This is a genomic window from Candidatus Nitrospira neuquenensis (genome assembly GCF_979578155.1).
The window spans coordinates 1-18,992 of sequence record NZ_CEFZDU010000039.1 but is presented as its reverse complement, the minus strand read 5'-3'; the positions used below and the strand labels follow the sequence as shown (position 1 = coordinate 18,992).

Below are 18,992 nucleotides of genomic sequence, written 5' to 3'. Positions count from 1 at the left end.
GACATGAGTCACGACACATTGTGGCAAACCAAACTCCATGCCCGTCTGCACGATCCGGCGGAGAAAGCGCTCGTGCTGCTCCGGGACCCGGAAGGTCACGAGGGCGGCACGAGCCGCGCGTTGCATCGGGATTTGGGCTTCCACGACCTGCCAGTCAAGGAGTGGCTCGATCCGGATAATGCTCAGGTGCTCGATACGGTGCTCTTCAAAAACGGGATACCGATCACGATGTACAAGGCCGTGAAACGCGCTGATTGGTGGGCGGCCGGGGCCGATCGGCCACAGTGGCCGGTGGATACGGTCCCGGCAAGGACGGGCGAGGGCGTCACCGCGAAGGTTAAGGATTGGGCGCGCGTGCGCTGGACGGAACAGCCTGTGTTGATTCATCCGCTAACTGGCAAACCATTCGATCTCGGTCATCTCGGCGACACCGACATCAGGGATATCAAGACGCGGAGCTTCGACCATTTCTCCCGGTTGATCGTGAAAGACGGCGAGGTCGTGGATTGGCAGCGCACGCTGCTCGCCTTCTGGCGCTTTGGGCCCGAGCTGCACGAAGATGAGGACAACGCGAAACTGGGCCATCTGTGGCCCTTGCTGCCTGCTGATACCCGCGTGCCGGACCATTCGATCTGGGATCACCTCGATCTCACCTCGGCGTTCGCCGGCGCTTTTGCCGCCGATCCGCATGGAGAGGCAGCTCTGCTAGCGCTCTCGATTGGTCCTGTGCAGTCCTTCATCGCCGCAGCCCGCAAGACAGAAGATCTGTGGGCCGGTTCGCACCTCCTCGCGCAGCTGTCCTGGGAAGCGATGAAAGTCGTGTGCGAACAGCTTGGTCCAGATGCAATCCTGTTTCCGCGGCTGCGTGGCGTGCCTCAGGTCGATGTCTGGCTGCGCGACGAGATGAGGCTTCCTCGAGAATGGTTCGAAGGTCACGCCTGGACGGAAAGGACGACGGATGCCAATCCTCTGTTTGCCGCCGCCCTTCCCAACCGCTTTGTCGCAGTCGCGCCGGCTTCGCGGGCACGCGAGATCGCACGGGCGGTCGAAACCCGGGTGCGCGCGTGGCTCCAAGATCTTGGCAAGACTGTCGTGGAGCGCCTGCTAGACGCAACCAGATTGGCCGACGGGACGGACATGCACTGCCACGGGCAAATGCGCGAGCAACTTCAGAGCTTTCCCGAGGTCCATTGGGCGACGGTGCCCTTTTCGCTGATCCGGCCGCGCGACGAATTGAAACAGAAAGATCTCGACGTAACCCAGTTGTCCGAAGCCATGGCCCCCTTTTTCGGCGTAGCCGCAGGCCAAGCCTGTGGTTTTCTGGACACTCCGGCATGGAAGGTGTTGCAGAAGGAAGCACAGTTAGCCGATGGGACCACGTTCTTTTCGCCTAAACCCGGCGTGTTGTACCCGGCGGTGTACGATCTGGCCGAGCGCGTCCTGGCTGCGGCCAAGAGCGCACGAGCCTTCGCACAACAGGAACAGACCGGCTGGCGCGATTCGCTCTCTGGCGAGGTGGAATGGCTCTCGCATGACCCGACATACTTGACGCTCCCACCGGGTCAACGCACCGACACGCTCTGGAGCAGAGTGGCCGCTACCAAGCCGGCCTGGGCGAAGAAGGGCGAGCACCTCGGGGCCCTGTCGGCCATCAAGCGCCTGTGGCCCTCCCTCTTCGCCGAGGAGGTGGCGCACGCCACTGGTCAGCAGCCAGGTGGAGTCCCGCGCTTTGTCGTCTCCACGCATACCATGGCGCTGGCGTACCAGCTTGACCGGTGGCTCGATGCGGGGGCGCCAATGAACGAAGCGCTGCGAAATCGTCTGGCCGCTGTCGACTCGGTCCCGTTACCCCGGAAGCTTGCACGGAAACATGGCTGGCGCGACGTTTTTGAATTCGCCAAGCGGCTGCCTGCCTTGCTCGATGCGGCGCGCGAGAGTGACAACGAACTTGAAATACGCGAGACGGAAGAGCTGATAAAAAATGCTTTTGCCGCGGCAGATGCAGGGCGAGAGGAGGTCCGCCTCGAAACCTACTATGCTCTCCTGCTCATGGATGGCGACCACATGGGCCGCATCCTTTCAGGTGATCCGGTTTATGCGATCACCTATCAGGAGAGCTTTCACCCGCAGGTGCAACGGGAGTTCGAGCAGCGCGCCCGAAACAATGACAGTCTGAAGGGTTATGGCCAGCAACAGCGAGCGTTGTCCCCCAATCGGCATCTTGCCATCTCCGGAGCCTTGAACGACTTCGCCCTTCACGTGGTCCCGGAAGTCGTCGAAGGCGAACATCTCGGCCGGGTTCTCTATGCGGGGGGTGATGATGTGCTGGCCATGCTGCCCGTGGCCGATGTGCTCTCGGCGATGCGGCGACTGCGCTCCGCGTATAGCGGTGACGACCCTCAGCAGGCTGCTCTGGACTGGAGAGATGTGCGTCGCCGTTCGGCAGAGCTTGTGTGCAAAGGGGGCTATGCCTATCTCAAGGGACGGCTCATGCGGATGATGGGCACCAGCGCCACCGCCTCGTGCGGGGCGGTCATCGCCCATCATCAGGCACCACTCGCCATGGTGTTGCGCGAATTGCGCGCGGCCGAGAAGCGGGCAAAAACGGAGGGCGGGCGCGATGCCTTCTCGATCACCGTGATCAAACGGTCGGGCGGGACGCAATCCGTCACCGCGAAATGGGGCGAGCCGCTGGACGTGTTGCTGGGCTTGCGGGACTTCCTGGCCGACCCGGCCGTCTCCCGCCGCGCGGTGTACAACAGCCTCGTGTGGCTCAAAGACCTGCCGTCCGATGCGCCTTCCGACATGCTCGGAAGCCTGCTGGCCTATCAATTCAAACGGCAAACCTTCCGCGATGAAGCCTGGCAGAAGCGCAACGGCCCAGAGTTGTGCCGACGAATTACGGAACTGGCCTGCAACGAACAAGAGAAGGCACGGCTCGACTGGCTCTCGCGATTCATGGGGGTGGCGGAGTTCCTGGCCCGCGAAGCGCGGGCTGGGCTGAACGAGGTGGCACCCGTCACGGCAACCGCAGGCCGCTCACGGGGAGCCGAGGAGAGGCGATGATCGCCACGGCAACCAGACAGACACTCTTCATCGAGCCGCTCGATGTGCTGTTCCTGCGCGGCAACAAGCTCTTCGGCGATCCCGGGAGTTATGGCGAGTCGCTGGTCCCGCCCTGGCCCTCCGTGGCGGCGGGCGCCATCCGCTCGGCGCTGCTGGCTCACAAGAGAGTGGACATTCAGGCATTCGCAGCCGGCCGGGTATCCGACCCGGAACTCGGCACACCGGCCGACCCCGGCCCATTTCGGATAACGGAGTTCCGCCTCGCACGACGCTGGGCCGATGGTCAGGTCGAGCCGCTCTATGCGCCGCCCGCTGATCTGGTCATCCGGCGTCACGATGACGGCACAGTCGAATGCGTTCCCATGCAGCCGCAGGCACTGCTGCACGGCATCCAGTCCTCGGCTGCGACGGTGCGTCATGCTGTACTCCCCGAACGCGAACGCACCAAGCCCGAGAGCGGCTATTGGCTCACGCCTGCCGGCTGGCGTGCCCATCTTCGAGGCGATCCAATCGACCCGAACACCATGCTGGTGAAGACCGGCGATCTCTGGGGGCTCGATACCCGCGTGGGCGTGGGGCTCGATCGAACGAAGCGGAGCGCGGCGGAGGGCAAGCTCTTCACGGTGCAGGCCGTGGCGATGCGGAAGCGGCATCACGACAAGGCACATGACTACGACATTGGCTTTCTGGCTCAAATCGAAGGGGCGACTCTCCCGCAAGAGCTGATGCTCCGGTTCGGCGGCGATGGTCGAGCGGCCCGAGCGACCGTGATCTCCGCGAACGTTGGCACACCCGACGTAGTGAATCAGATTCTCCAGAGCCGCCGCTGTCGGCTGATCCTGACGAGCCCCGGCATCTTCTCAGGCGGCTGGCTCCCCACGGGCTGCGTCCCCAATGGCGCCGGTCCGATCCGCTTCGATCTGCACGGTGTCCGAGGCCGGCTGGTCTGTGCGGCGGTCCCGCGGGCGGAAGTCGTCTCGGGCTGGGACCTTGCAAAGTGGCAACCGAAACCGGCCAAGCGCGCCGCTCCGACGGGCACCGTCTACTGGCTGGACGATTTGGACGCCACACCGGAGGAGCTGCAGACCCTCGTGGAGCGAGGCTTATGGAGCGAGCCCTGCGAAGACGCCGCCCGCCACGCCGAGGGTTTCAATCGGGCGATCTTTGCCGCCTGGCCGAAAGGGAGCACATCATGATCTTGGACCTCACCTCATTGGAAAGGGCGCTTGCCGCGCTGGATCGCGCCCTGGCTCGGTCGGCCAAAGCTCCGAGCGATGAAGAACTGCGCGATGCCTGCATCCAGCGCTTCGAGTTCACCTTCGAGCTCTGCTGGAAAATGCTCAAGCGCCGCCTGGAGATGGATCTGCCGGGCGCGACCGAGTTGGACACGATGAGCGACAGAGCCCTGATCCGTTTCGGCTCGCGCGCCCACGGCCCGGCCAAACCCTTTTCCGATCTCGATCTCGTGGTGATGGGGGAGCAGTGCGTGCCCGATTTGGTCCGAAGCGCCGTCCTGGAGGGCTTTGACGAAAGTGACCTGCCGTTCCGCGTGGATCTCGTCGTCTGGGCTGAGGCGCCGGCCTCCCTGCAAGACACGATCACCAGGATATCGGTTCCCATTGCCGTTCCGTCAGCAAAGGAGAGTGCTCATGTTTGAAAAACGCGCAGTCGTCTTTTTGTATGCCGTAAGCCCTGTCCACATGGGCGCGGGCCAAGCCATCGGTGTCATTGACAACCCCATCCAGCGCGAGCGCCATACGGGGCATCCGTGCGTTGCCGGCTCCGGTATTAAGGGCGCGGTGCGGCATGGGTTTAAGGCGATTGGTGGGGACGAAACCCTGATCAATGCCTTATTCGGGCCGGAATCCGGGAGCCAGGATCTCTATGCCGGTGCTGTGAGCTTTGGCGACGCGCAGCTCGTCGCCTTTCCGGTGCGCTCGCTCAAGGGCGGCTACGTCTATGCCACCTGTCCGCTGGCCCTGGCCCGCGCCCGTCGCCTGATGGAGGCCGTCGGCGTCTCGGTCACCTGGGCCGACGTGCCTGCCGTGGGCGAGGGCGAGTGTCTCGTCGCCAATCCCGCTCTGCTCTCGCAACGCCAGATCAACGGTCGGCAGACCGACGTCTTGCACCTGGAAGCCTTCGAGTACACGGCAAAAGACAAAGAGCACGCCGCGCTCAAAACACTGGCGGCCGACCTCGCTGCCAAGGCGATTCCCCAAGGGAACGGCTATGGTTTCTTTCGCGACAAACTCGCGACTGACCTCATCGTCCTGTCCGATACCGACTTCGCCTATTTTGTCCAACATGCCACCCTGGTCGAACCACACGTGCGGATCGATGATGTCACTGGCACGGCGGCCGACGGCGGGCTCTTCTACACGGAAAATCTACCGCCCGAGTCGCTCCTCATCGTGCCGGTCCTGGCGAGCGACACCAGAACTGGCAAGGGCGCGAACGGGGAGATGCCAGCAACCGAGGTGCTGGCAAAAATCACCACCGTGATCAACGGGCAGCTCTTACAAATCGGCGGCGACGCGACCACCGGTCGTGGGCTGATCGTCGCCACCGTCGTGGGAGGGAACTAAATGGCCGCCGCCACCGAAACGAAACAGCCGGCACGACTCACTCTGGAGCAACAACGCGCGCAGGATGCGTGGCGATGTTGCGAGCGCTATACGAAAGAGCATGCCAACTTCGCTAAGGGGCTGCCGGCCCTCATCATGAACAGCGGGCTTATGCAGGTGTTGGCGTTCTGTCATGAGAAAGAGGGGGCGCAAGAAACAGTCGCAACCGATTTGCGCGCCTGGCTCAACAAGCGGTTCAACGGCGTGGCTCGCGATCCCGGCTTCGAAATATTCATGACGTCGCTGATGAACGCCGATCCGCGAACCTACCAAGCCATCACCGCGGAAGCCTTCGCCTGGCTCAAGTGGTTGCGCCAGATGGCCTCGGCGCGCTTGTCGGACAGGTAGGCAGAGGCTGGTTACTCTACGATGGACTGCATGCGCTCATAGACCACCCGTGGGTTGACGAGGCGCAAGCCCTGGACGGTATCGAGGTCGAGCAGCGCCTGGTCGCCGGTGATGAACAGGTGGGCTTGCGCAGCCAAGGCACAGGCGATGATGGGACGGTCGTCGGGATCGGGGATATCCGGGAGGGGCCAGGACGAGCGGTTGCCGACCACCTCATGTCGGCGTAGCCAGTCAAGCGCCAGGGTCAGCTCGTCCTCAGGAACCTCGAATTTCTCACGAGCGATGCGCGTGAACTCGGCTAAGACGGGTTCGCCGATGACGAGGGTGTGGCCGGTCAGCACCAAGGTGTCGAGCAAGCGAGCGCACAACCCTGTCCCGAACAGGCCGCTGAGCAGCACGTTGGTATCGAGGAACACCCTCACGAAAACGCGCGCCAGAAGTCTTCGTCGGTCAGATAGCCCGCCCGCTCGGCAAAGGGCGTCAGGCGCCGGCGGGCCAGGCGGAGCGCTTCCAACTCCGCGCCCCGGCGCACCATCTCGCGTGCCAGATCGCTCTTGCTGCGCTGGGTCAGTTGCGCCAGCCGGTTTAATTCGGCATCGAGTTCGTCATCGAGTGGAATGGTCAGATCCGTGGCCATGAGGCACCTCTTGATGCTCGTGCCGGCCACTGTAGCACATTGTTGAGGAGCACGCTATGCCGATCGCCGCTGTGCCTTCGTATCTAGGCAAAGATTTCAGAGACGCCTCGCCGGCCTTGCGGTTTGGGATGTACCTGCCGATTTGGACGGATCGAGCAGACCAGGAACAGGAGGTCAGAAAGCGTGGGGAAGCCAAGAGCCCTGAGGGGAGGGAAGTAGCTGCCCTGCTTCAGAGCCAGGGGATGGACGCTGCGATCAGGACGTTGCGTCAGCGCCAATCTCGGCCACTTCCTGGTCTTTGGGAAAAGAACGATTTTGCTGCGCGCAAGGCTTGGAACGGCATTGTAGCTCTCAATCAATCCGACAGGGTCAGGATGAAGGCGCTGATTGATCGTGAGTCTCATTCCTTTTCCACGACCGGGCCTGATTCCGCCAAGCTCCGTCTCTCCGCCCGCGCCGTCGCCCCCTTCACCACCGGTCTCGGCAACGAACATCCGCTGGAGAACGGCTTTGCGTTCTTGAATCCCTACGGGCTGCCCTATCTGCCGGGGAGTGGGGTCAAAGGCGTGCTGCGCCAGGCGGCTAAGGAACTCGCGAGCGGCCAGTGGGCGGACCAGCAAGGCTGGAGCGAGGAGAAGCCGTATTCCATACAGATTGATCGAGACACCACGATTCGATTGTCCCTCCTCGATGTCCTCTTCGGGCGCGAGACTGAAGCCGGGGACAAAGACCATGTGCGGGGCGCGCTCAGCTTCTGGGATGTGATCCCGCAGATTGAGGACGACCACCTCCTGGTCGAGATCATGACCCCGCATCAGAGCCACTATTACCAATGGAAAACCGATCGCAATGGCAAACCGATCGAAGTGCCACCCCACGACTCCGGCCAGCCCAACCCGATCAGCTTCCTCACCGTGCCGCCCCGTTCACAGTTCATCTTCCACGTGGTCTGCGATGTGGCGCACCTGAAGCGGCTGACGGATAACAAGCAACCGGGTGCGCCCGACCTCCTCGCTGAAGGCGAGACCCACTGGAAGACGTTACTCGAAGCGGCGTTCAAACATGCCTTCACCTGGCTCGGCTTCGGCGCCAAGACGGCGGTGGGCTATGGAGCGATGAAGTCGCCTTGCGATGGAGATTGTGGGGCTGCCAAGCCGACAGGAAAGAGTGAGGCAATGGATCCAGCTGCCGTGGCCACCCCGAGAGGGAGGCAGGCTCCGCACGTGCCGCGAGGAACTTCACACGAAGAGGTGTGGCACTCAGCGATCATCACCCAGGACAAAGGCGGTGGTGGCATCGTGACAGCTCAGGCAGGGAGAAATAAAGCGGAAGCGCGCGGGCCAGCGGCATCGGCCTTTCTGGCTTCCTTGTCTGAGGAACAGCGCCGACGGTTGAAGAAAAAAGGGCAACTGGAGGGCATTCCTGTTGTGATAAAGGTTGAGGGCAATTTGCGGACGCTCGTAGGCCTCGCGTCGCTGAACAAGGGCGACGGGCAATGACCGTTCACGGCCAAGTGTTGGCCCACATCGCTGCGCGGTGGAAGGCCAAAGGCTGGTGGGAGCAGCCAACTGGCGGCGCCACCAAGAAGGCCAAGGCCATCGACGCCGACCTGCTCCGTCAGGGACCCGGTGGCGCACACCGTTGGATGTTGTGCTAGTCAACCACGCGATCGGGAGAATCTCGCGATGAGCCAACTTCTTGATGCAAGCTGCCGTGTGGCGATCGCCGCCTTGTTGCACGATCTCGGTAAGTTTGCGGAATGGGGGAGGTAAACCATGGCGGTCTCGATTGCTCGTTGGTACAAGCGGGAGCGGCTGGAACTAACACTGGAGTTTGTCACCCCGGCGTTCTTAGGAAATTGGGAGCAGAAAAGCGAATTGCGTGCGGCGCCGTTCAAGGCCTTGTTCCGCTATTGGTGGCGTGTGGTGGAGGGGCATCGATACGAAACGGTGTCAGACTTATTCAAGGCCGAGAGCGCCTTGTTCGGTTCAGCGGTCGAGGCGGGGCAGAGTCAGGTGCAGATCACGATTGAGAGTCAAAATAACCAGAACATTGAGGTTGATGCTCTGCCCCGTGGCCGGCATCGAGCTGGCCCGGCTCACCCCCTGGCCTATATTGGCTTTGGCCGGGTCAAGCCTTTTTGCCTAGAGGAGGACAGAGTGCTGAGGCCCGTGCGGCACGAGGAGCGCGCGGGCGAAACTATAGCCGTGCCGATCAAGGCGATCAACGTTGGAGCACGAGTCCTGGTGCGCCTCGGCATCCCCTCGTCTCAACGAACGACCCTTCTCCGTGTGCTTTTAGCAATCGACCAATTCGGCACGATTGGCGGACGTTGTAGTAACGGATGGGGAAGCCTTCTTCTGAGGCCGAACAACATCTCTCTTCCAGCTTTGAGTGAAATTCAGGTGGTGTGGCGGCTTTGGACGGGATTCTTCGACAGGACTTACCCGTCAGGATTAGCCCTCGACGAAGACCATCGTCCGCTCTGGTGGAAACTCACCGGTAGTGGCAAAGATGATTGGGTAGAGCCTTTATGCGAGCTGGCAGAGATCTATCGACAAGTTCGGAAGTCCTTGCCGCTTCGGTCGCGACCAGACAAACGCCATGTTCTGGGGTATCCGGTGACGGATCATGAAGTGCCTTCCTGGGAAAGCAATGAGTGGAAACGTCATGCGTCGCCGCTGCGTCTTATGGTTAAACGGGTGAATGGCACGCATCAGGGCTACATCCTTCATCTTCCGTATCAGTTTGGTATTCCGCATGACGTACCAGCAGACAAGGACGTCTGGAGCGAGGTGCATCAGGAACTCGATTCGAGAATGGATCGGATGACACTGCCTTAAGCTACAGGTTTCGCAATGCCTAACGCACACTACTGGGAAACGAAGATCCTTAACTACCTGCACGATCCGCCGTTCAAGGCGCTGTCGATTCAGGAGCACGAGCGGCTCGCGGATCGAGTCCTTGAAGCATTTCAACTCGAAACCAGGGCGGATCAGAGCCAAGTCGCCGACTGGTACGCGGCCAGTGCAGATCGCGCCGTCTTACCGAGCCACCAGCAGGGCGGGAGCGTGGACTTTCGAGATGGCGGCATCACCCATCCGCTCGGTGGCGATGCGCTTAGGCCCCCGTCGCTCACCGGCGTCTCCGCCGATGACCTGGCCGATCGCGTGGCCACCTTGGTTCGGGACGATCTTCGCCATCTGAGGCTGGAGCAGCTCTCTCCAGCCGATGCGGCACGGCGGAAGTTCCTGTACCTTCACCTAGCCTTGCGCCAACGCCTGGCCATGTGCGAGCCAGCACTGGGCGGCTTGTGGTACCGCCTGCCCGCCGACACACGCATGCCGGACCATTCGATCTGGCAGCACTGTGCGCTTACGGCGGCTCTGGCCTCGTGCAAGGACCCGCAAGGGGGCATTGCGCCCGCCTTACTGGTTTGGGGCCTCGCCCCGGTGCAGGACTATATCGAAAAAGCCAGAAAGGCGCGTGACCTCTGGACCGGCTCAGTGATCCTCTCCTATCTCATGTTTGCCGGATTGAAATGGGTGATGCACGAGCTGGGGCCGGACCATGTGCTGTACCCATCACTCGTGGATCAGCCGTTGGTCGCCGAGCATTTGAAGCGAAGTCACGATATTCCTGAGCAATGGGTGGAGACCGGATCGCTTCAATGCCCGTCATTTCCCAACAAAGCCGTCGTGCTGGTTCCGGCGGGGCAGGAAGAGGCCATCGCCAAGAACATCGAGCGGGCCATCAAAGAGTCATGGGCTGACATCTGGCGGTCGGTGCACGAGGCGGTCATTCACCGGGTGGCTGTTCACGATTCGCAGAGGTTCCGGCAATTGTGGACACGCCAGTGCGAATCCTACTGGCAGATCACTTGGGCAAGTTTTCCATTGATTGATAAGGATCATGCGGCGGAAGCTTCGTTGAGGGAGTGGTTCTCAAGCAGCGAGGTCACTCGCTATTGTGGAGTCATGGAGAAGTTTCACGAGATCAATCAGGATCACGTGCATCCCCAAGGGCTACTCTACGGACTGGCCCATCAAGGCGTCCAAGGCGTCTATGCGGCGGCGAAGCTTGTCCGTAGGCCTGATGGCCGTCAGGAGCTGGGTGAGAAGTGCATCCAGTGCGTGGAGTTTCAGCAGCTTCACGATCCGGAGATCGGCGACGGACGCGAGGCGGTACGCGAGTTCTGGAAAAAGATCGCCCAGGCTTGGGGTGACGATCAGGCTCTATTCAGGCGAGCCGAAAAGGAGCGTCTGTGCGCCTTGTGCCTGACCAAGCGGCTGACAAGCCTTGTGTTCAAGAGGAAGGATGACCACCTCTTGAGCGCGGTCTTTGACCGACCAGACAGTTTCAAATCCACCACGGAACTGGCTGGGGGGCGACGAGAGGAAGAAGATTTCGATCCATCGGCGGATGAGCCTGAGGGTGGATATTACGCCATCCTCCTGATGGACGGCGATGAGATGGGCAAAATCGTGGCGGGGGCGCCGCGTGGCTTCACGTGGCAAGAGGTGCTGGCACCTCCGTTGGTGAAGCGAATCACAGGTGCCGACAGGGAAGATCGACTGAACCATAAAGTGGCCGGTATTTGGCGGCAGCTCTTGTCTGGGGAACGCCTGCTCACTCCTGCTCGTCATGCAGCCATCAGCGAAGCTTTGGGGTATTTTTCGACCGTCACGGTGCCGCAGGTGATCGAGAAGCACGGAGGGGAATTGATCTATGCTGGTGGCGATGACGTGCTGGCGTTACTGCCGGTTCGGTCGGTGGTGAAGGCGGCTCGGGAGTTGGCTCAGGCGTATCAGTGGAGTTACGTCTCTTTAGCGCCGGACCTGGCGCGTCAGGGGCGCCTCATGGCTGAAAGTCTGGCCTATGTTTCCGATAGACCTGGCCGCCTGGTGATCCACATGGGGCCGAACGCGACGATTTCGGCCGGCATCGCCATCGTGCACCACAAGGCGCCCTTCAAGTGGGCGCTCCGCGAGGCGCATCGCTTGTTGGACGACATGGCAAAGAAACGTTGCGGACGAGGCGCCTTTGCAATCGGACTGTATAAGCGCGGCGGTGGGCCGGCTCTCTTCGGCGCAAAGTGGGACAATGACCTTCTGGACATTCTTGATGACGTGGCCGACGCCTTCGAGAAGGGCGGGCAGGACCTTTCTCGTGGACTGGCCTATCACGTCGAGGCCATGGAGCCTGGACTCAAGCCGTTGACCGAAGAACCGGGTCCGGCATTGGAGCGGATGCTTGAACGGGTGCTGGACAAATCTGGCCTCTCCGGTGAGAAGCAGAAAGAGATGCGCGAAGAGCTGGCGACGAAGGTGGCGCGATTGCTGCGCCCTCAGACGAATGTTCATCGAGGCAAGCGCTGGACCGATCCCTTGTTGATCGCCAGATTTTTGGGAGAAGTGCTGGCGAAGCAGAAGAAAGAACATGCCGATGCGGTGGTTTGAGATCGATCCTCTCGACACCCTGTTTTTCCGTGGAGCCGAACCGATGGAACCGGGGGAAACCCATGTGCAGTCACTGGAGTTTCCTCCCCTGCCGCAGACTTTGATCGGTGCGGTGCGGACCGCCGCGCTGTCCCGGGCCGGGGTCACGTTCGCTCCAGGATGGCAAAGCCGACTCTCCGAGGAAGTGCGGAAAACGATCGGCGCGGACCCGGCACCACCGGCAACGTTCAGCCTCTTTGGCCCGCTCTTTGCCTATGGTGGCGTGCCCCTCTATCCGGTGCCGGCTGACTGGCGGCGCGATACGACCGGACGTGTGGTTCGTCTCACGCCGGTAGATTGTGACGTGGCCGATCGCTGGGGAATCCGCCATGTTGCTGGTTCGATCAGTCTCCCGTGGTTGCGGAACGAGGTCGGCAAAGACGGTGCGGTTCGAGGATGGGTGACGGCTGACGGCCTCGCCGCGGGTGATCGAGGCGATATTCCAACGGGCCTCGTCGATCCGGACGCGGTGTTTGACACGGAATCCCGCGTCGGACTCGCGCTGGACGGTCGGCGCGCCAAGGAAGGTCATCTGTACAGCACCAGCCACATCCGGCTTCGTTCCGGCGTGACGATGGTGTTTGGACTCGACGGTGTTCCCGCGTCCGTGTTGCCCGGTTCAGGTCTCCTACAATGGGGTGGAGAACAACGGCTGGTGTACTACCGCGAGCGCGAGCCCGTGGCGGTGCCACGAGCGGAATCGGGTTCACGCTGGGTGGCCGTCGTGCCGTTTCCCGCCGAGAAGGTCGATCAGGGGAACCGCACGCTCCGATTGGACGGCGCGGCGGTTCCCCTCCGCTCCTGGGTCGCGGAAAAGTTCCGCAAAGTCGGCGGATGGGATCTGGCCAAGCGGGAGCACAAGCCCCTGCAATCGTGGTTTCCGGCTGGAACGGTCTTGTATCCCGTTGAGCCGCCGACTACGCAGCGCATTCAGCTCGCGGAACGGCAAGGGCTGCTGTGGGTGTAGCGACATCATGGAGTTGAGGTTCATACTCGAGGCCATTCAAGCAGGTCGACTCAAGATCACTGACCATGCCGATGAAGAAGCCGAGGCGGATCGGCTGACATTCGACGAAATTTATTATTCGGTGTTCCACGGAGAAATTATCGAAGATTACCCGGAGAGCAAGCCGTACCCGAGTTGTCTGCTCTACGGGCAGACGTTTCAGGGCGACCCGGTGCATAGCGTCTGGGCATACAACCAGGAATCCGGCTGGGCGGTCCTGATTACGGTCTATCGGCCTGATCCTGAACGCTGGATCGAGTGGCGAACAAGGAGGAAGAACTCATGAAACCGTTCGAGAAATGTCCGGTCTGCGGAGGTGACCTCATCGAAAAAGAGGTCGAGAAGATCGTCCGAGGGGGACTGCATACCGCCGTGCTGCGTGTCCAAGCCGACGTCTGTCTCCATTGCGGAGAGCGGTTGTACCCGCAGGAGACCGTCCGCCGGTTCGAGGCAATCCGCGCCAAACTCGAACGCCAAGAGACTGCCGAATTCCAGCCGATGGGTCAATCGTTTCAAGTCTCAGGGTAAGGGAGTACAACGATGTTTTTGACGACTCATGCACGATGGATCACGCTCTATGGCTTGACCCCATGCCATGCTGGAGCTGGATCAAGCACGGGCGCCATTGATCTGCCCATCCAGCGGGAGAAACACACGAATTGGCCGGTCATTCAATCCTCTGGTGTCAAAGGCGCGTTTCGGGATTTAGCCGAAACCCTCTGGGGAAGCGAAAGCGCCGATGTGCAGGCGCTGTTCGGGAAAGCAAGCGCTGGAGCTGAAGGGGGCACCCAGCCAGGGGCGTTGAGTTTTACGGACGCCCGGCTGTTGGCCTTGCCGGTCCGAAGCAGCCTCGCCCCGTTCGTGTGGGTCGGATGTCCGGCTTTGTTGAACCGAGTGGTCCGGGACCTCGCCTTGATCGGACACCTCGGCCAGAATGGGGGTGTGCCGACGATCGAGCAGCCAGGTGACAAAGCTCTTGGATTTGCGCCCGGTGCCAGCACCATCGTACTCGAAGACCTTACCCTTTCCACAGGGTCTCTGAGCAACGGCGCGAACGGGGAAACATTCCTGAGGCATGCGGCTGGCCCGCTTTGGGACGAGATCAAGACACGCTGGTTCCTCGTCTCGGACCAGCATTTTCAGTTTCTGGCGGAGAACGCCACGGAGGTTCAGCCCCGCATTGCTCTGGGGCCGAACAAGACGACGGACGATGGGGGCAACCTCTGGTACCAGGAAGTCCTGCCCCCTGAGACGCTCATGTACACGGTGGTCTTCGCCACCGGAGAGCGAAAGGCCAACGGCAACGGCTTGAGCGTGAGCGAGGTCTTGCAGAAGCTCGATGGTCTCAAGAAAGCCGGCTACATCCAGATGGGCGGCGATGAGACGCTGGGACGAGGAATTTTCGAGATGTCCTGGTTGAACGGGACAGGAACGTGAGGACGAGCATGCCGGCAGAAGCGACCGTGACTCGCATGAGCCAACGACGGGCTGCGTTCGCCCTGGAACATATACGGACTCTCTCGGCCGCCACGCGGAACGGGTTTCGAGACAAGGTCAAGGGCGCGCCGGCCATGATCCTGCAAAACGGCCTAGGCGCAGCCTTGGCGTTTATGCTAGGGAAAGACGACCACAAGGAAGTTGCCAAGGCTGTACTGGCCTGGGTCGTGAGAGAAGGCATTCTGCCCGGTTTGAGATCCGATCCAACGCAAGGCGAACTCATCAAAGGCCTGAACAGCCTGGGCCTCAACGATTATCTGCGCGCCCAGCAGGAAGCATTGGAAGTCTTGGCGTGGCTCAAGCGGTATGCCGACGCCGGGTTGTGGGGGTGACATCCATCGTGCGCGCGCTGTATCGCGAAATGAACGAAGCAGTAGCAGCCGTCCTCCAGGCGCAGGCCGTACCCTACAACTTTGGGTTGCGCTTCAATAAATGGGCGGCATTTGCCGTGGACGGACAAGACTTGAAGTTCGGCAAGGCAGAGTATCAGGCGATGACGAAGGCGTTCCAACACTGGGTTGGGCATCAACGACCGGTGCTGGAGCGTGCACTCGAACGGCAAGCAGCCTATGCCAAAGCTGCTGCTCGCCGCAAGGAACTGGCCATTCAATTCGAGGCTGACGTCACGAGCCCGCTCGTCATTGGCATCGGTGGGGCCCATCCTTCCGAGGTCGGATTGACGTTTCATTGGACGCTGGGGGTGCCGTATCTTCCGGCAACATCTGTCAAGGGACTGTGCCGCTTCGCGTTTGAAGTAGAAGAGATCAATCGATTCTCCTCGGAGGATGAACTGCGGGCTCAGCGCCAGCTTCTCAGGTCGTTGTGGACAGGGGAAGAAATCCTTGATGAGGATGATGAGGATGGGAAACGGAAACCCCGGCAAGAACCGCTCCTCAGCGGCGACCACACCAATCCTCACTGGCCCGCGACTGTTGAACACTTCGGCTCGCAAGATGCCATGGGGACCGTGCGGTTTCTCGATGCGCTGCCGCTTCCAGACGGTCTGGCCTTGCAACTCGACATCATGAATCCCCATTATCCCGACTACTACGCTCAGAAGAATGGGCCGAACGGCTCCCCCATCGGCCCGACCGAATGCCAGAACCCTATCCCGATTCTCTTCTGGACGGTCGCTCCTGGCACACGGTTCCGATTCACTCTCATAGCGCATGAGCAACACCGGGCTCAACTTGAGCGCGCCAGGGTTTGCCTCAAAGCGGGCTTGGAAACGTATGGCATCGGCGCGAAGACCGCTGTGGGCTACGGCCGTCTCAGGGCTATGGACATAAGCGAGAAGAAGTGGGGAGGCTTGTACGACCGTCAACGGGAGGAACAGGAGGAAGCTGAAAAAGCGAGAGCCGAACAGACGGCGCGCGACAAGCGAACGCGAGAATTGCAGCAGCGACTAGACTCTGACTGCCGGCGAGTGCGGATGTTCAAAGGTGCCCAAGACAAATCGGCACTTGAAGCCATTGTGAAAAGGTACGACACGTGGGTTCTGACGCCGGAGGAACGTGAGCATGTCGCACAGCAGTTGGAGCAGGCGCTACCGAAGGAGCTGCGCAAGGGCAAACTGGGGGAGGTGCTGCAGCAATGGCGGAAAACATGAACTGGTCCCAACGATTCCTCGTGAATCGTAGACCGGTATGCGCGGCAAGGCGCTGGCCGAAGCCGTGAAAGCCATCGAGGACGAGCAGACCAAGCAAGCGGCCCTGGCTGACATCGTCGTTCGCTGGAAGGCGAAGGGCTGGTGGGACAGCAAGGTATCCGGCTCGGCAAAACAGGCCAAGGCGATCTATGACGACTTGCTCGGCCAGGGACCGGTAGCGCAGGGTGTGGATTGACTCGTCGCCACATGCCGGCCACAATGACGCCACAAGGGGAGAAACCATGGCACAAGTCGGGGTGCGGGAATTGCGCGATCACCTCAGCCGGTACTTAAAAAAGGTGAAGGCGGGAGAGGAATTGGAGGTGGCGGATCGCGGACAGGTGATCGCCAGGGTCGTGCCGGCCGCACGCCGGGAGATCCCGGTCGGGGTCGGCGCTCTGGTGCGCGAAGGCGCGGCCACATGGGGCGGCGGCAAGCCCAAGGGCGCTAAGCGGCCGCTCGTGCTGCCAGGTTGTTCGGTGTCGGACCTGGTGATTGCCGATCGCCGATGATCCTTTATTGCGACACGAGCGCGCTGGTCAAGCTCTATGTTGAGGAAGCGGGCTCGTCGTGGGTGCGCCGTTGGATCGACACCGCCGACGTGGTGGGGATTGCCGCCATCGGCTATGTGGAAGCCAAGGCTGCCTTCGCGCGCGCGGCTCACGGCGGGCGGGTGGTCCGTCGACAGTATCGAGCCATGGTGGCGGACTTTGAACAAGATTGGCACCGGTATCTTGTAATGGACATGAGCGAGCAGGTCATCCGGCTTGCCGGTCGGTTAGCCGAGAGACATCGGCTGCGTGCCCATGATGCGGTCTACTTGGCTGCAGCACTGCACCTTCGGGCTCGTGCCTCCGAGGAGCTCACCTTCCTCGGATTCGACGAGGAACTCAACCGGGCGGCTGGGGCGGAGGGGTTGGCGCTGGTTCCGCCTCCGTCGTGAACTCGCGGGTCTCGCCCAAGGGAAAGGAGCGACCCCCCTGCTTCGGTACGCCGATCTGCGTCATGCGCGTCCATCTCGCGATCGTGTCTGAGCAGTTGCTCCCGACCGTGATTCCCTGCCTGATGGATCGGCCGGACCGGGTGGTGCTGGTGGTCTCGCGGGCGATGGCCGAGAGGGCGCGGCGGCTCCAGGCCGTGCTGCGAGACCACGGGATCGGCTCGGAGATTCGCGGAGAGGCGCCGGACGCGCGGCTGGAGGAGATCCGGAACTATGCCAGGGAACTGGCCGATGAGTTGGAAGGTGGTTCGGCGGGGGGCGAGGTGGTCTTCAACGCGACGGGCGGCACGAAACTCATGACGCTCGGCTTCATCGAGGCGTTCCGGGACCGGGCCGCGCGGATCATCTATACGGATACGGCGCATGCGCAGATCGAAGTTCTGTACGAGCGAGGGACGACCGATCCCCAGCCGGTGCCGATGGCGGACGTGCTCGATGTTCCCCGCTATCTGGCCGTGCAGGGGTTCCGGTATCAGGGCGATGCGTCGCGGGATGCGGCGTGGCTGGCTCGCATGACGGCGCGGCAACTCGCGGCCCGGTATTTGGCGGAGCGTGCCGAGCCCTTGGCCGGGTTGATCGGCGCGCTGAACGCCCTGGCGCGGGCCGCCCTGGATGCGCAGGGCGAGCGATTGGAGAAACCGTGTCAGAAGTTCTCCAAGAAGCCCCACGGCCGCTGGTGGCCGGAGGCCTTGCGCACGCTTAAGCGGGCCGGGGTGATCCGATGGAAGGGTGAGGCCGAGGTCGAATTTCCGGATGCCGAGTGCGCCCGGGTTCTCAGCGGCGGGTGGCTGGAGGAGTATGCATTCGCCGTGGTCCGGGACGAGGGTCTGCACGATGTCCGGATCAATGTCGAGGGGGTGTGGGAGGGAGCCGAGGCGGCGCGGAACGAGTTCGATGTGCTCGCCTGCCACCGGAACCGGCTGCTGTTCATCGAGTGCAAGACGCTCAAGATCGAGGGGGGAGGAAACGACAACGAGCTGGCGTACAAAGTCGAGAGCCTGGGGAAAGACACCCGTGGCCTGTTCGGGGATATCTGGCTGCTCACGGCACGGCGGCCGACGGCGGTCTTGGAAGCCCGGGCTCGGCAGGCGGGCATCCGCTTGGTCGGCCCGGCCGACTTGCCCGAACTGCGGGACCGGGTGCGTGAGTGGAAACAGGGCGGCGTAGTGCCTGAAGGGGGGTGAGGGAGTTTGTTGCTCGGCACGTTTCGTCAGTTGCGTGCAACCGGCCGCCGAACCGGGCGGAACGTCGGAGGTTTGTGGGTGGGGGCGGATGGAACCTCGACCTGAACCAGAAGGGATTAAGACAGGCTAGACCGTCTTACAGGTCACTCCTTAGCGACCGATGGAACCTCGACCTGAACCAGAAGGGATTAAGACGACCTTATTGAGCCGCAGGATTTTACCTGCGGCGTCAAGATGGAACCTCGACCTGAACCAGAAGGGATTAAGACCGTCGGGGAATACGGCTATCCCCGTCCGGACGGAGTGATGGAACCTCGACCTGAACCAGAAGGGATTAAGACAGGCGCACCACCTGAAAGATGCAGACATTGAGGACGGATGGAACCTCGACCTGAACCAGAAGGGATTAAGACCGTAGCTCTGGTGGAAGTTTCCGGAGTCGCATTGTGATGGAACCTCGACCTGAACCAGAAGGGATTAAGAC

20 protein-coding genes and 1 CRISPR repeat array are annotated in these 18,992 nt (G+C 61.7%); of the genes, 18 read left to right on the top strand and 2 right to left on the bottom strand.

The annotated features are described in order from the left end of the window. The first annotated feature begins 3 nt into the window (after positions 1-3). Genes cas10 (AC1U7O_RS17010) through cmr5 (AC1U7O_RS16990) form a run of 5 tightly spaced genes read left to right on the top strand, consistent with a single transcriptional unit; the run spans position 4 to position 6,038 of the window. Positions 4-3,066, top strand: coding sequence for a type III-B CRISPR-associated protein Cas10/Cmr2 (gene cas10, locus AC1U7O_RS17010; RefSeq protein WP_479896090.1), 3,063 nt, complete (start codon positions 4-6; stop codon positions 3,064-3,066). Next, positions 3,063-4,262 (top strand): type III-B CRISPR module-associated Cmr3 family protein, encoded by a 1,200-nt coding sequence (locus AC1U7O_RS17005; RefSeq protein ID WP_479896089.1) that lies wholly within the window; start codon positions 3,063-3,065, stop codon positions 4,260-4,262. The genes cas10 (AC1U7O_RS17010) and AC1U7O_RS17005 overlap by 4 nt, the downstream gene beginning before the upstream one ends. Further along, positions 4,259-4,723 (top strand): nucleotidyltransferase substrate binding protein, encoded by a 465-nt coding sequence (locus AC1U7O_RS17000; protein WP_479896088.1) that lies wholly within the window; start codon positions 4,259-4,261, stop codon positions 4,721-4,723. Before AC1U7O_RS17005 ends, AC1U7O_RS17000 begins: the two co-directional genes overlap by 4 nt. After that, a complete protein-coding gene (cmr4, locus tag AC1U7O_RS16995) occupies positions 4,716-5,651 on the top strand; it encodes a type III-B CRISPR module RAMP protein Cmr4 (protein WP_479896087.1) in 936 nt (311 codons plus the stop codon). Before AC1U7O_RS17000 ends, cmr4 (AC1U7O_RS16995) begins: the two co-directional genes overlap by 8 nt. Next, positions 5,652-6,038 (top strand): type III-B CRISPR module-associated protein Cmr5, encoded by a 387-nt coding sequence (gene cmr5, locus AC1U7O_RS16990; protein ID WP_479896086.1) that lies wholly within the window; start codon positions 5,652-5,654, stop codon positions 6,036-6,038. It begins immediately after the preceding gene. Between the two features lie 11 nt (positions 6,039-6,049). Here cmr5 (AC1U7O_RS16990) and AC1U7O_RS16985 read toward each other — a convergent pair whose 3' ends face one another. Further along, positions 6,050-6,460, bottom strand: coding sequence for a putative toxin-antitoxin system toxin component, PIN family (locus AC1U7O_RS16985; protein ID WP_479896085.1), 411 nt, complete (start codon positions 6,458-6,460; stop codon positions 6,050-6,052). After that, positions 6,457-6,675, bottom strand: coding sequence for a ribbon-helix-helix protein, CopG family (locus AC1U7O_RS16980; RefSeq protein WP_479896084.1), 219 nt, complete (start codon positions 6,673-6,675; stop codon positions 6,457-6,459). Before AC1U7O_RS16980 ends, AC1U7O_RS16985 begins: the two co-directional genes overlap by 4 nt. Positions 6,676-6,731: 56 nt before the next feature. Here AC1U7O_RS16980 and cmr6 (AC1U7O_RS16975) point away from each other — a divergent pair, with 56 nt between their 5' ends. From cmr6 (AC1U7O_RS16975) to AC1U7O_RS16915, 13 genes are all read left to right on the top strand, one after another. Then, a complete protein-coding gene (cmr6, locus tag AC1U7O_RS16975) occupies positions 6,732-8,174 on the top strand; it encodes a type III-B CRISPR module RAMP protein Cmr6 (protein ID WP_479896083.1) in 1,443 nt (480 codons plus the stop codon). Positions 8,175-8,450: 276 nt separating this feature from the next. Then, positions 8,451-9,518, top strand: coding sequence for an RAMP superfamily CRISPR-associated protein (locus AC1U7O_RS16970; RefSeq protein WP_479896082.1), 1,068 nt, complete (start codon positions 8,451-8,453; stop codon positions 9,516-9,518). Between the two features lie 15 nt (positions 9,519-9,533). After that, entirely contained in the window at positions 9,534-12,134 is a 2,601-nt protein-coding gene (gene cas10, locus AC1U7O_RS16965) for a type III-B CRISPR-associated protein Cas10/Cmr2 (RefSeq protein ID WP_479896081.1), read from the top strand. After that, positions 12,115-13,140, top strand: a complete 1,026-nt coding sequence (locus AC1U7O_RS16960) for a type III-B CRISPR module-associated Cmr3 family protein (RefSeq protein WP_479896080.1) — start codon at positions 12,115-12,117, stop codon at positions 13,138-13,140. The genes cas10 (AC1U7O_RS16965) and AC1U7O_RS16960 overlap by 20 nt, the downstream gene beginning before the upstream one ends. Positions 13,141-13,147: 7 nt before the next feature. Further along, positions 13,148-13,465 (top strand): DUF4258 domain-containing protein, encoded by a 318-nt coding sequence (locus tag AC1U7O_RS16955; RefSeq protein ID WP_479896079.1) that lies wholly within the window; start codon positions 13,148-13,150, stop codon positions 13,463-13,465. After that, on the top strand, positions 13,462-13,707 hold the full coding sequence (locus AC1U7O_RS16950; protein ID WP_479896078.1) for a YgiT-type zinc finger protein: 246 nt from the start codon (positions 13,462-13,464) through the stop codon (positions 13,705-13,707). The genes AC1U7O_RS16955 and AC1U7O_RS16950 overlap by 4 nt, the downstream gene beginning before the upstream one ends. Before the next feature lie 12 nt (positions 13,708-13,719). After that, positions 13,720-14,616 carry a type III-B CRISPR module RAMP protein Cmr4 gene (gene cmr4, locus AC1U7O_RS16945; RefSeq protein WP_479896077.1) on the top strand — a complete coding sequence of 299 codons (897 nt, stop codon included), beginning with the start codon at positions 13,720-13,722 and terminating at the stop codon, positions 14,614-14,616. 8 nt (positions 14,617-14,624) lie between these two features. Beyond that, complete coding sequence (gene cmr5 / locus AC1U7O_RS16940; protein ID WP_479896076.1) at positions 14,625-15,008, top strand: type III-B CRISPR module-associated protein Cmr5; 384 nt, start codon at positions 14,625-14,627, stop codon at positions 15,006-15,008. Then, complete coding sequence (gene cmr6, locus AC1U7O_RS16935) at positions 15,005-16,285, top strand: type III-B CRISPR module RAMP protein Cmr6 (RefSeq protein ID WP_479896075.1); 1,281 nt, start codon at positions 15,005-15,007, stop codon at positions 16,283-16,285. Before cmr5 (AC1U7O_RS16940) ends, cmr6 (AC1U7O_RS16935) begins: the two co-directional genes overlap by 4 nt. Before the next feature lie 37 nt (positions 16,286-16,322). After that, positions 16,323-16,520, top strand: a complete 198-nt coding sequence (locus AC1U7O_RS16930; RefSeq protein WP_479896074.1) for a hypothetical protein — start codon at positions 16,323-16,325, stop codon at positions 16,518-16,520. Positions 16,521-16,566: 46 nt separating this feature from the next. Continuing rightward, complete coding sequence (locus AC1U7O_RS16925; protein WP_479896073.1) at positions 16,567-16,836, top strand: type II toxin-antitoxin system Phd/YefM family antitoxin; 270 nt, start codon at positions 16,567-16,569, stop codon at positions 16,834-16,836. Beyond that, a complete protein-coding gene (locus AC1U7O_RS16920) occupies positions 16,833-17,267 on the top strand; it encodes a type II toxin-antitoxin system VapC family toxin (protein WP_479896072.1) in 435 nt (144 codons plus the stop codon). The genes AC1U7O_RS16925 and AC1U7O_RS16920 overlap by 4 nt, the downstream gene beginning before the upstream one ends. A gap of 62 nt (positions 17,268-17,329) precedes the next feature. Continuing rightward, entirely contained in the window at positions 17,330-18,508 is a 1,179-nt protein-coding gene (locus AC1U7O_RS16915; RefSeq protein WP_479896071.1) for a Card1-like endonuclease domain-containing protein, read from the top strand. A gap of 87 nt (positions 18,509-18,595) precedes the next feature. Next, positions 18,596-18,992: direct repeats of the CRISPR family, unit length 36 nt; unit sequence GATGGAACCTCGACCTGAACCAGAAGGGATTAAGAC.

Bases quoted from the DNA above. Each gene is read 5' to 3' on its own strand.
- AC1U7O_RS16925 (WP_479896073.1), top strand. From the start codon at position 16,567: ATGGCACAAGTCGGGGTGCGGGAATTGCGCGATCACCTCAGCCGGTAC.
- AC1U7O_RS16915 (WP_479896071.1), top strand. From the start codon at position 17,330: ATGCGCGTCCATCTCGCGATCGTGTCTGAGCAGTTGCTCCCGACCGTG.
- cmr6 (WP_479896083.1), top strand. From the start codon at position 6,732: ATGCCGATCGCCGCTGTGCCTTCGTATCTAGGCAAAGATTTCAGAGAC.
- AC1U7O_RS16920 (WP_479896072.1), top strand. From the start codon at position 16,833: ATGATCCTTTATTGCGACACGAGCGCGCTGGTCAAGCTCTATGTTGAG.
- AC1U7O_RS16930 (WP_479896074.1), top strand. From the start codon at position 16,323: ATGCGCGGCAAGGCGCTGGCCGAAGCCGTGAAAGCCATCGAGGACGAG.
- AC1U7O_RS16980 (WP_479896084.1), bottom strand. From the start codon at position 6,675: ATGGCCACGGATCTGACCATTCCACTCGATGACGAACTCGATGCCGAA.
- cmr4 (WP_479896087.1), top strand. From the start codon at position 4,716: ATGTTTGAAAAACGCGCAGTCGTCTTTTTGTATGCCGTAAGCCCTGTC.
- AC1U7O_RS16950 (WP_479896078.1), top strand. From the start codon at position 13,462: ATGAAACCGTTCGAGAAATGTCCGGTCTGCGGAGGTGACCTCATCGAA.
- AC1U7O_RS16955 (WP_479896079.1), top strand. From the start codon at position 13,148: ATGGAGTTGAGGTTCATACTCGAGGCCATTCAAGCAGGTCGACTCAAG.
- cas10 (WP_479896081.1), top strand. From the start codon at position 9,534: ATGCCTAACGCACACTACTGGGAAACGAAGATCCTTAACTACCTGCAC.
- cmr4 (WP_479896077.1), top strand. From the start codon at position 13,720: ATGTTTTTGACGACTCATGCACGATGGATCACGCTCTATGGCTTGACC.
- AC1U7O_RS17000 (WP_479896088.1), top strand. From the start codon at position 4,259: ATGATCTTGGACCTCACCTCATTGGAAAGGGCGCTTGCCGCGCTGGAT.
- cas10 (WP_479896090.1), top strand. From the start codon at position 4: ATGAGTCACGACACATTGTGGCAAACCAAACTCCATGCCCGTCTGCAC.
- cmr5 (WP_479896086.1), top strand. From the start codon at position 5,652: ATGGCCGCCGCCACCGAAACGAAACAGCCGGCACGACTCACTCTGGAG.
- cmr5 (WP_479896076.1), top strand. From the start codon at position 14,625: ATGCCGGCAGAAGCGACCGTGACTCGCATGAGCCAACGACGGGCTGCG.
- AC1U7O_RS16960 (WP_479896080.1), top strand. From the start codon at position 12,115: ATGCCGATGCGGTGGTTTGAGATCGATCCTCTCGACACCCTGTTTTTC.
- AC1U7O_RS16970 (WP_479896082.1), top strand. From the start codon at position 8,451: ATGGCGGTCTCGATTGCTCGTTGGTACAAGCGGGAGCGGCTGGAACTA.
- AC1U7O_RS17005 (WP_479896089.1), top strand. From the start codon at position 3,063: ATGATCGCCACGGCAACCAGACAGACACTCTTCATCGAGCCGCTCGAT.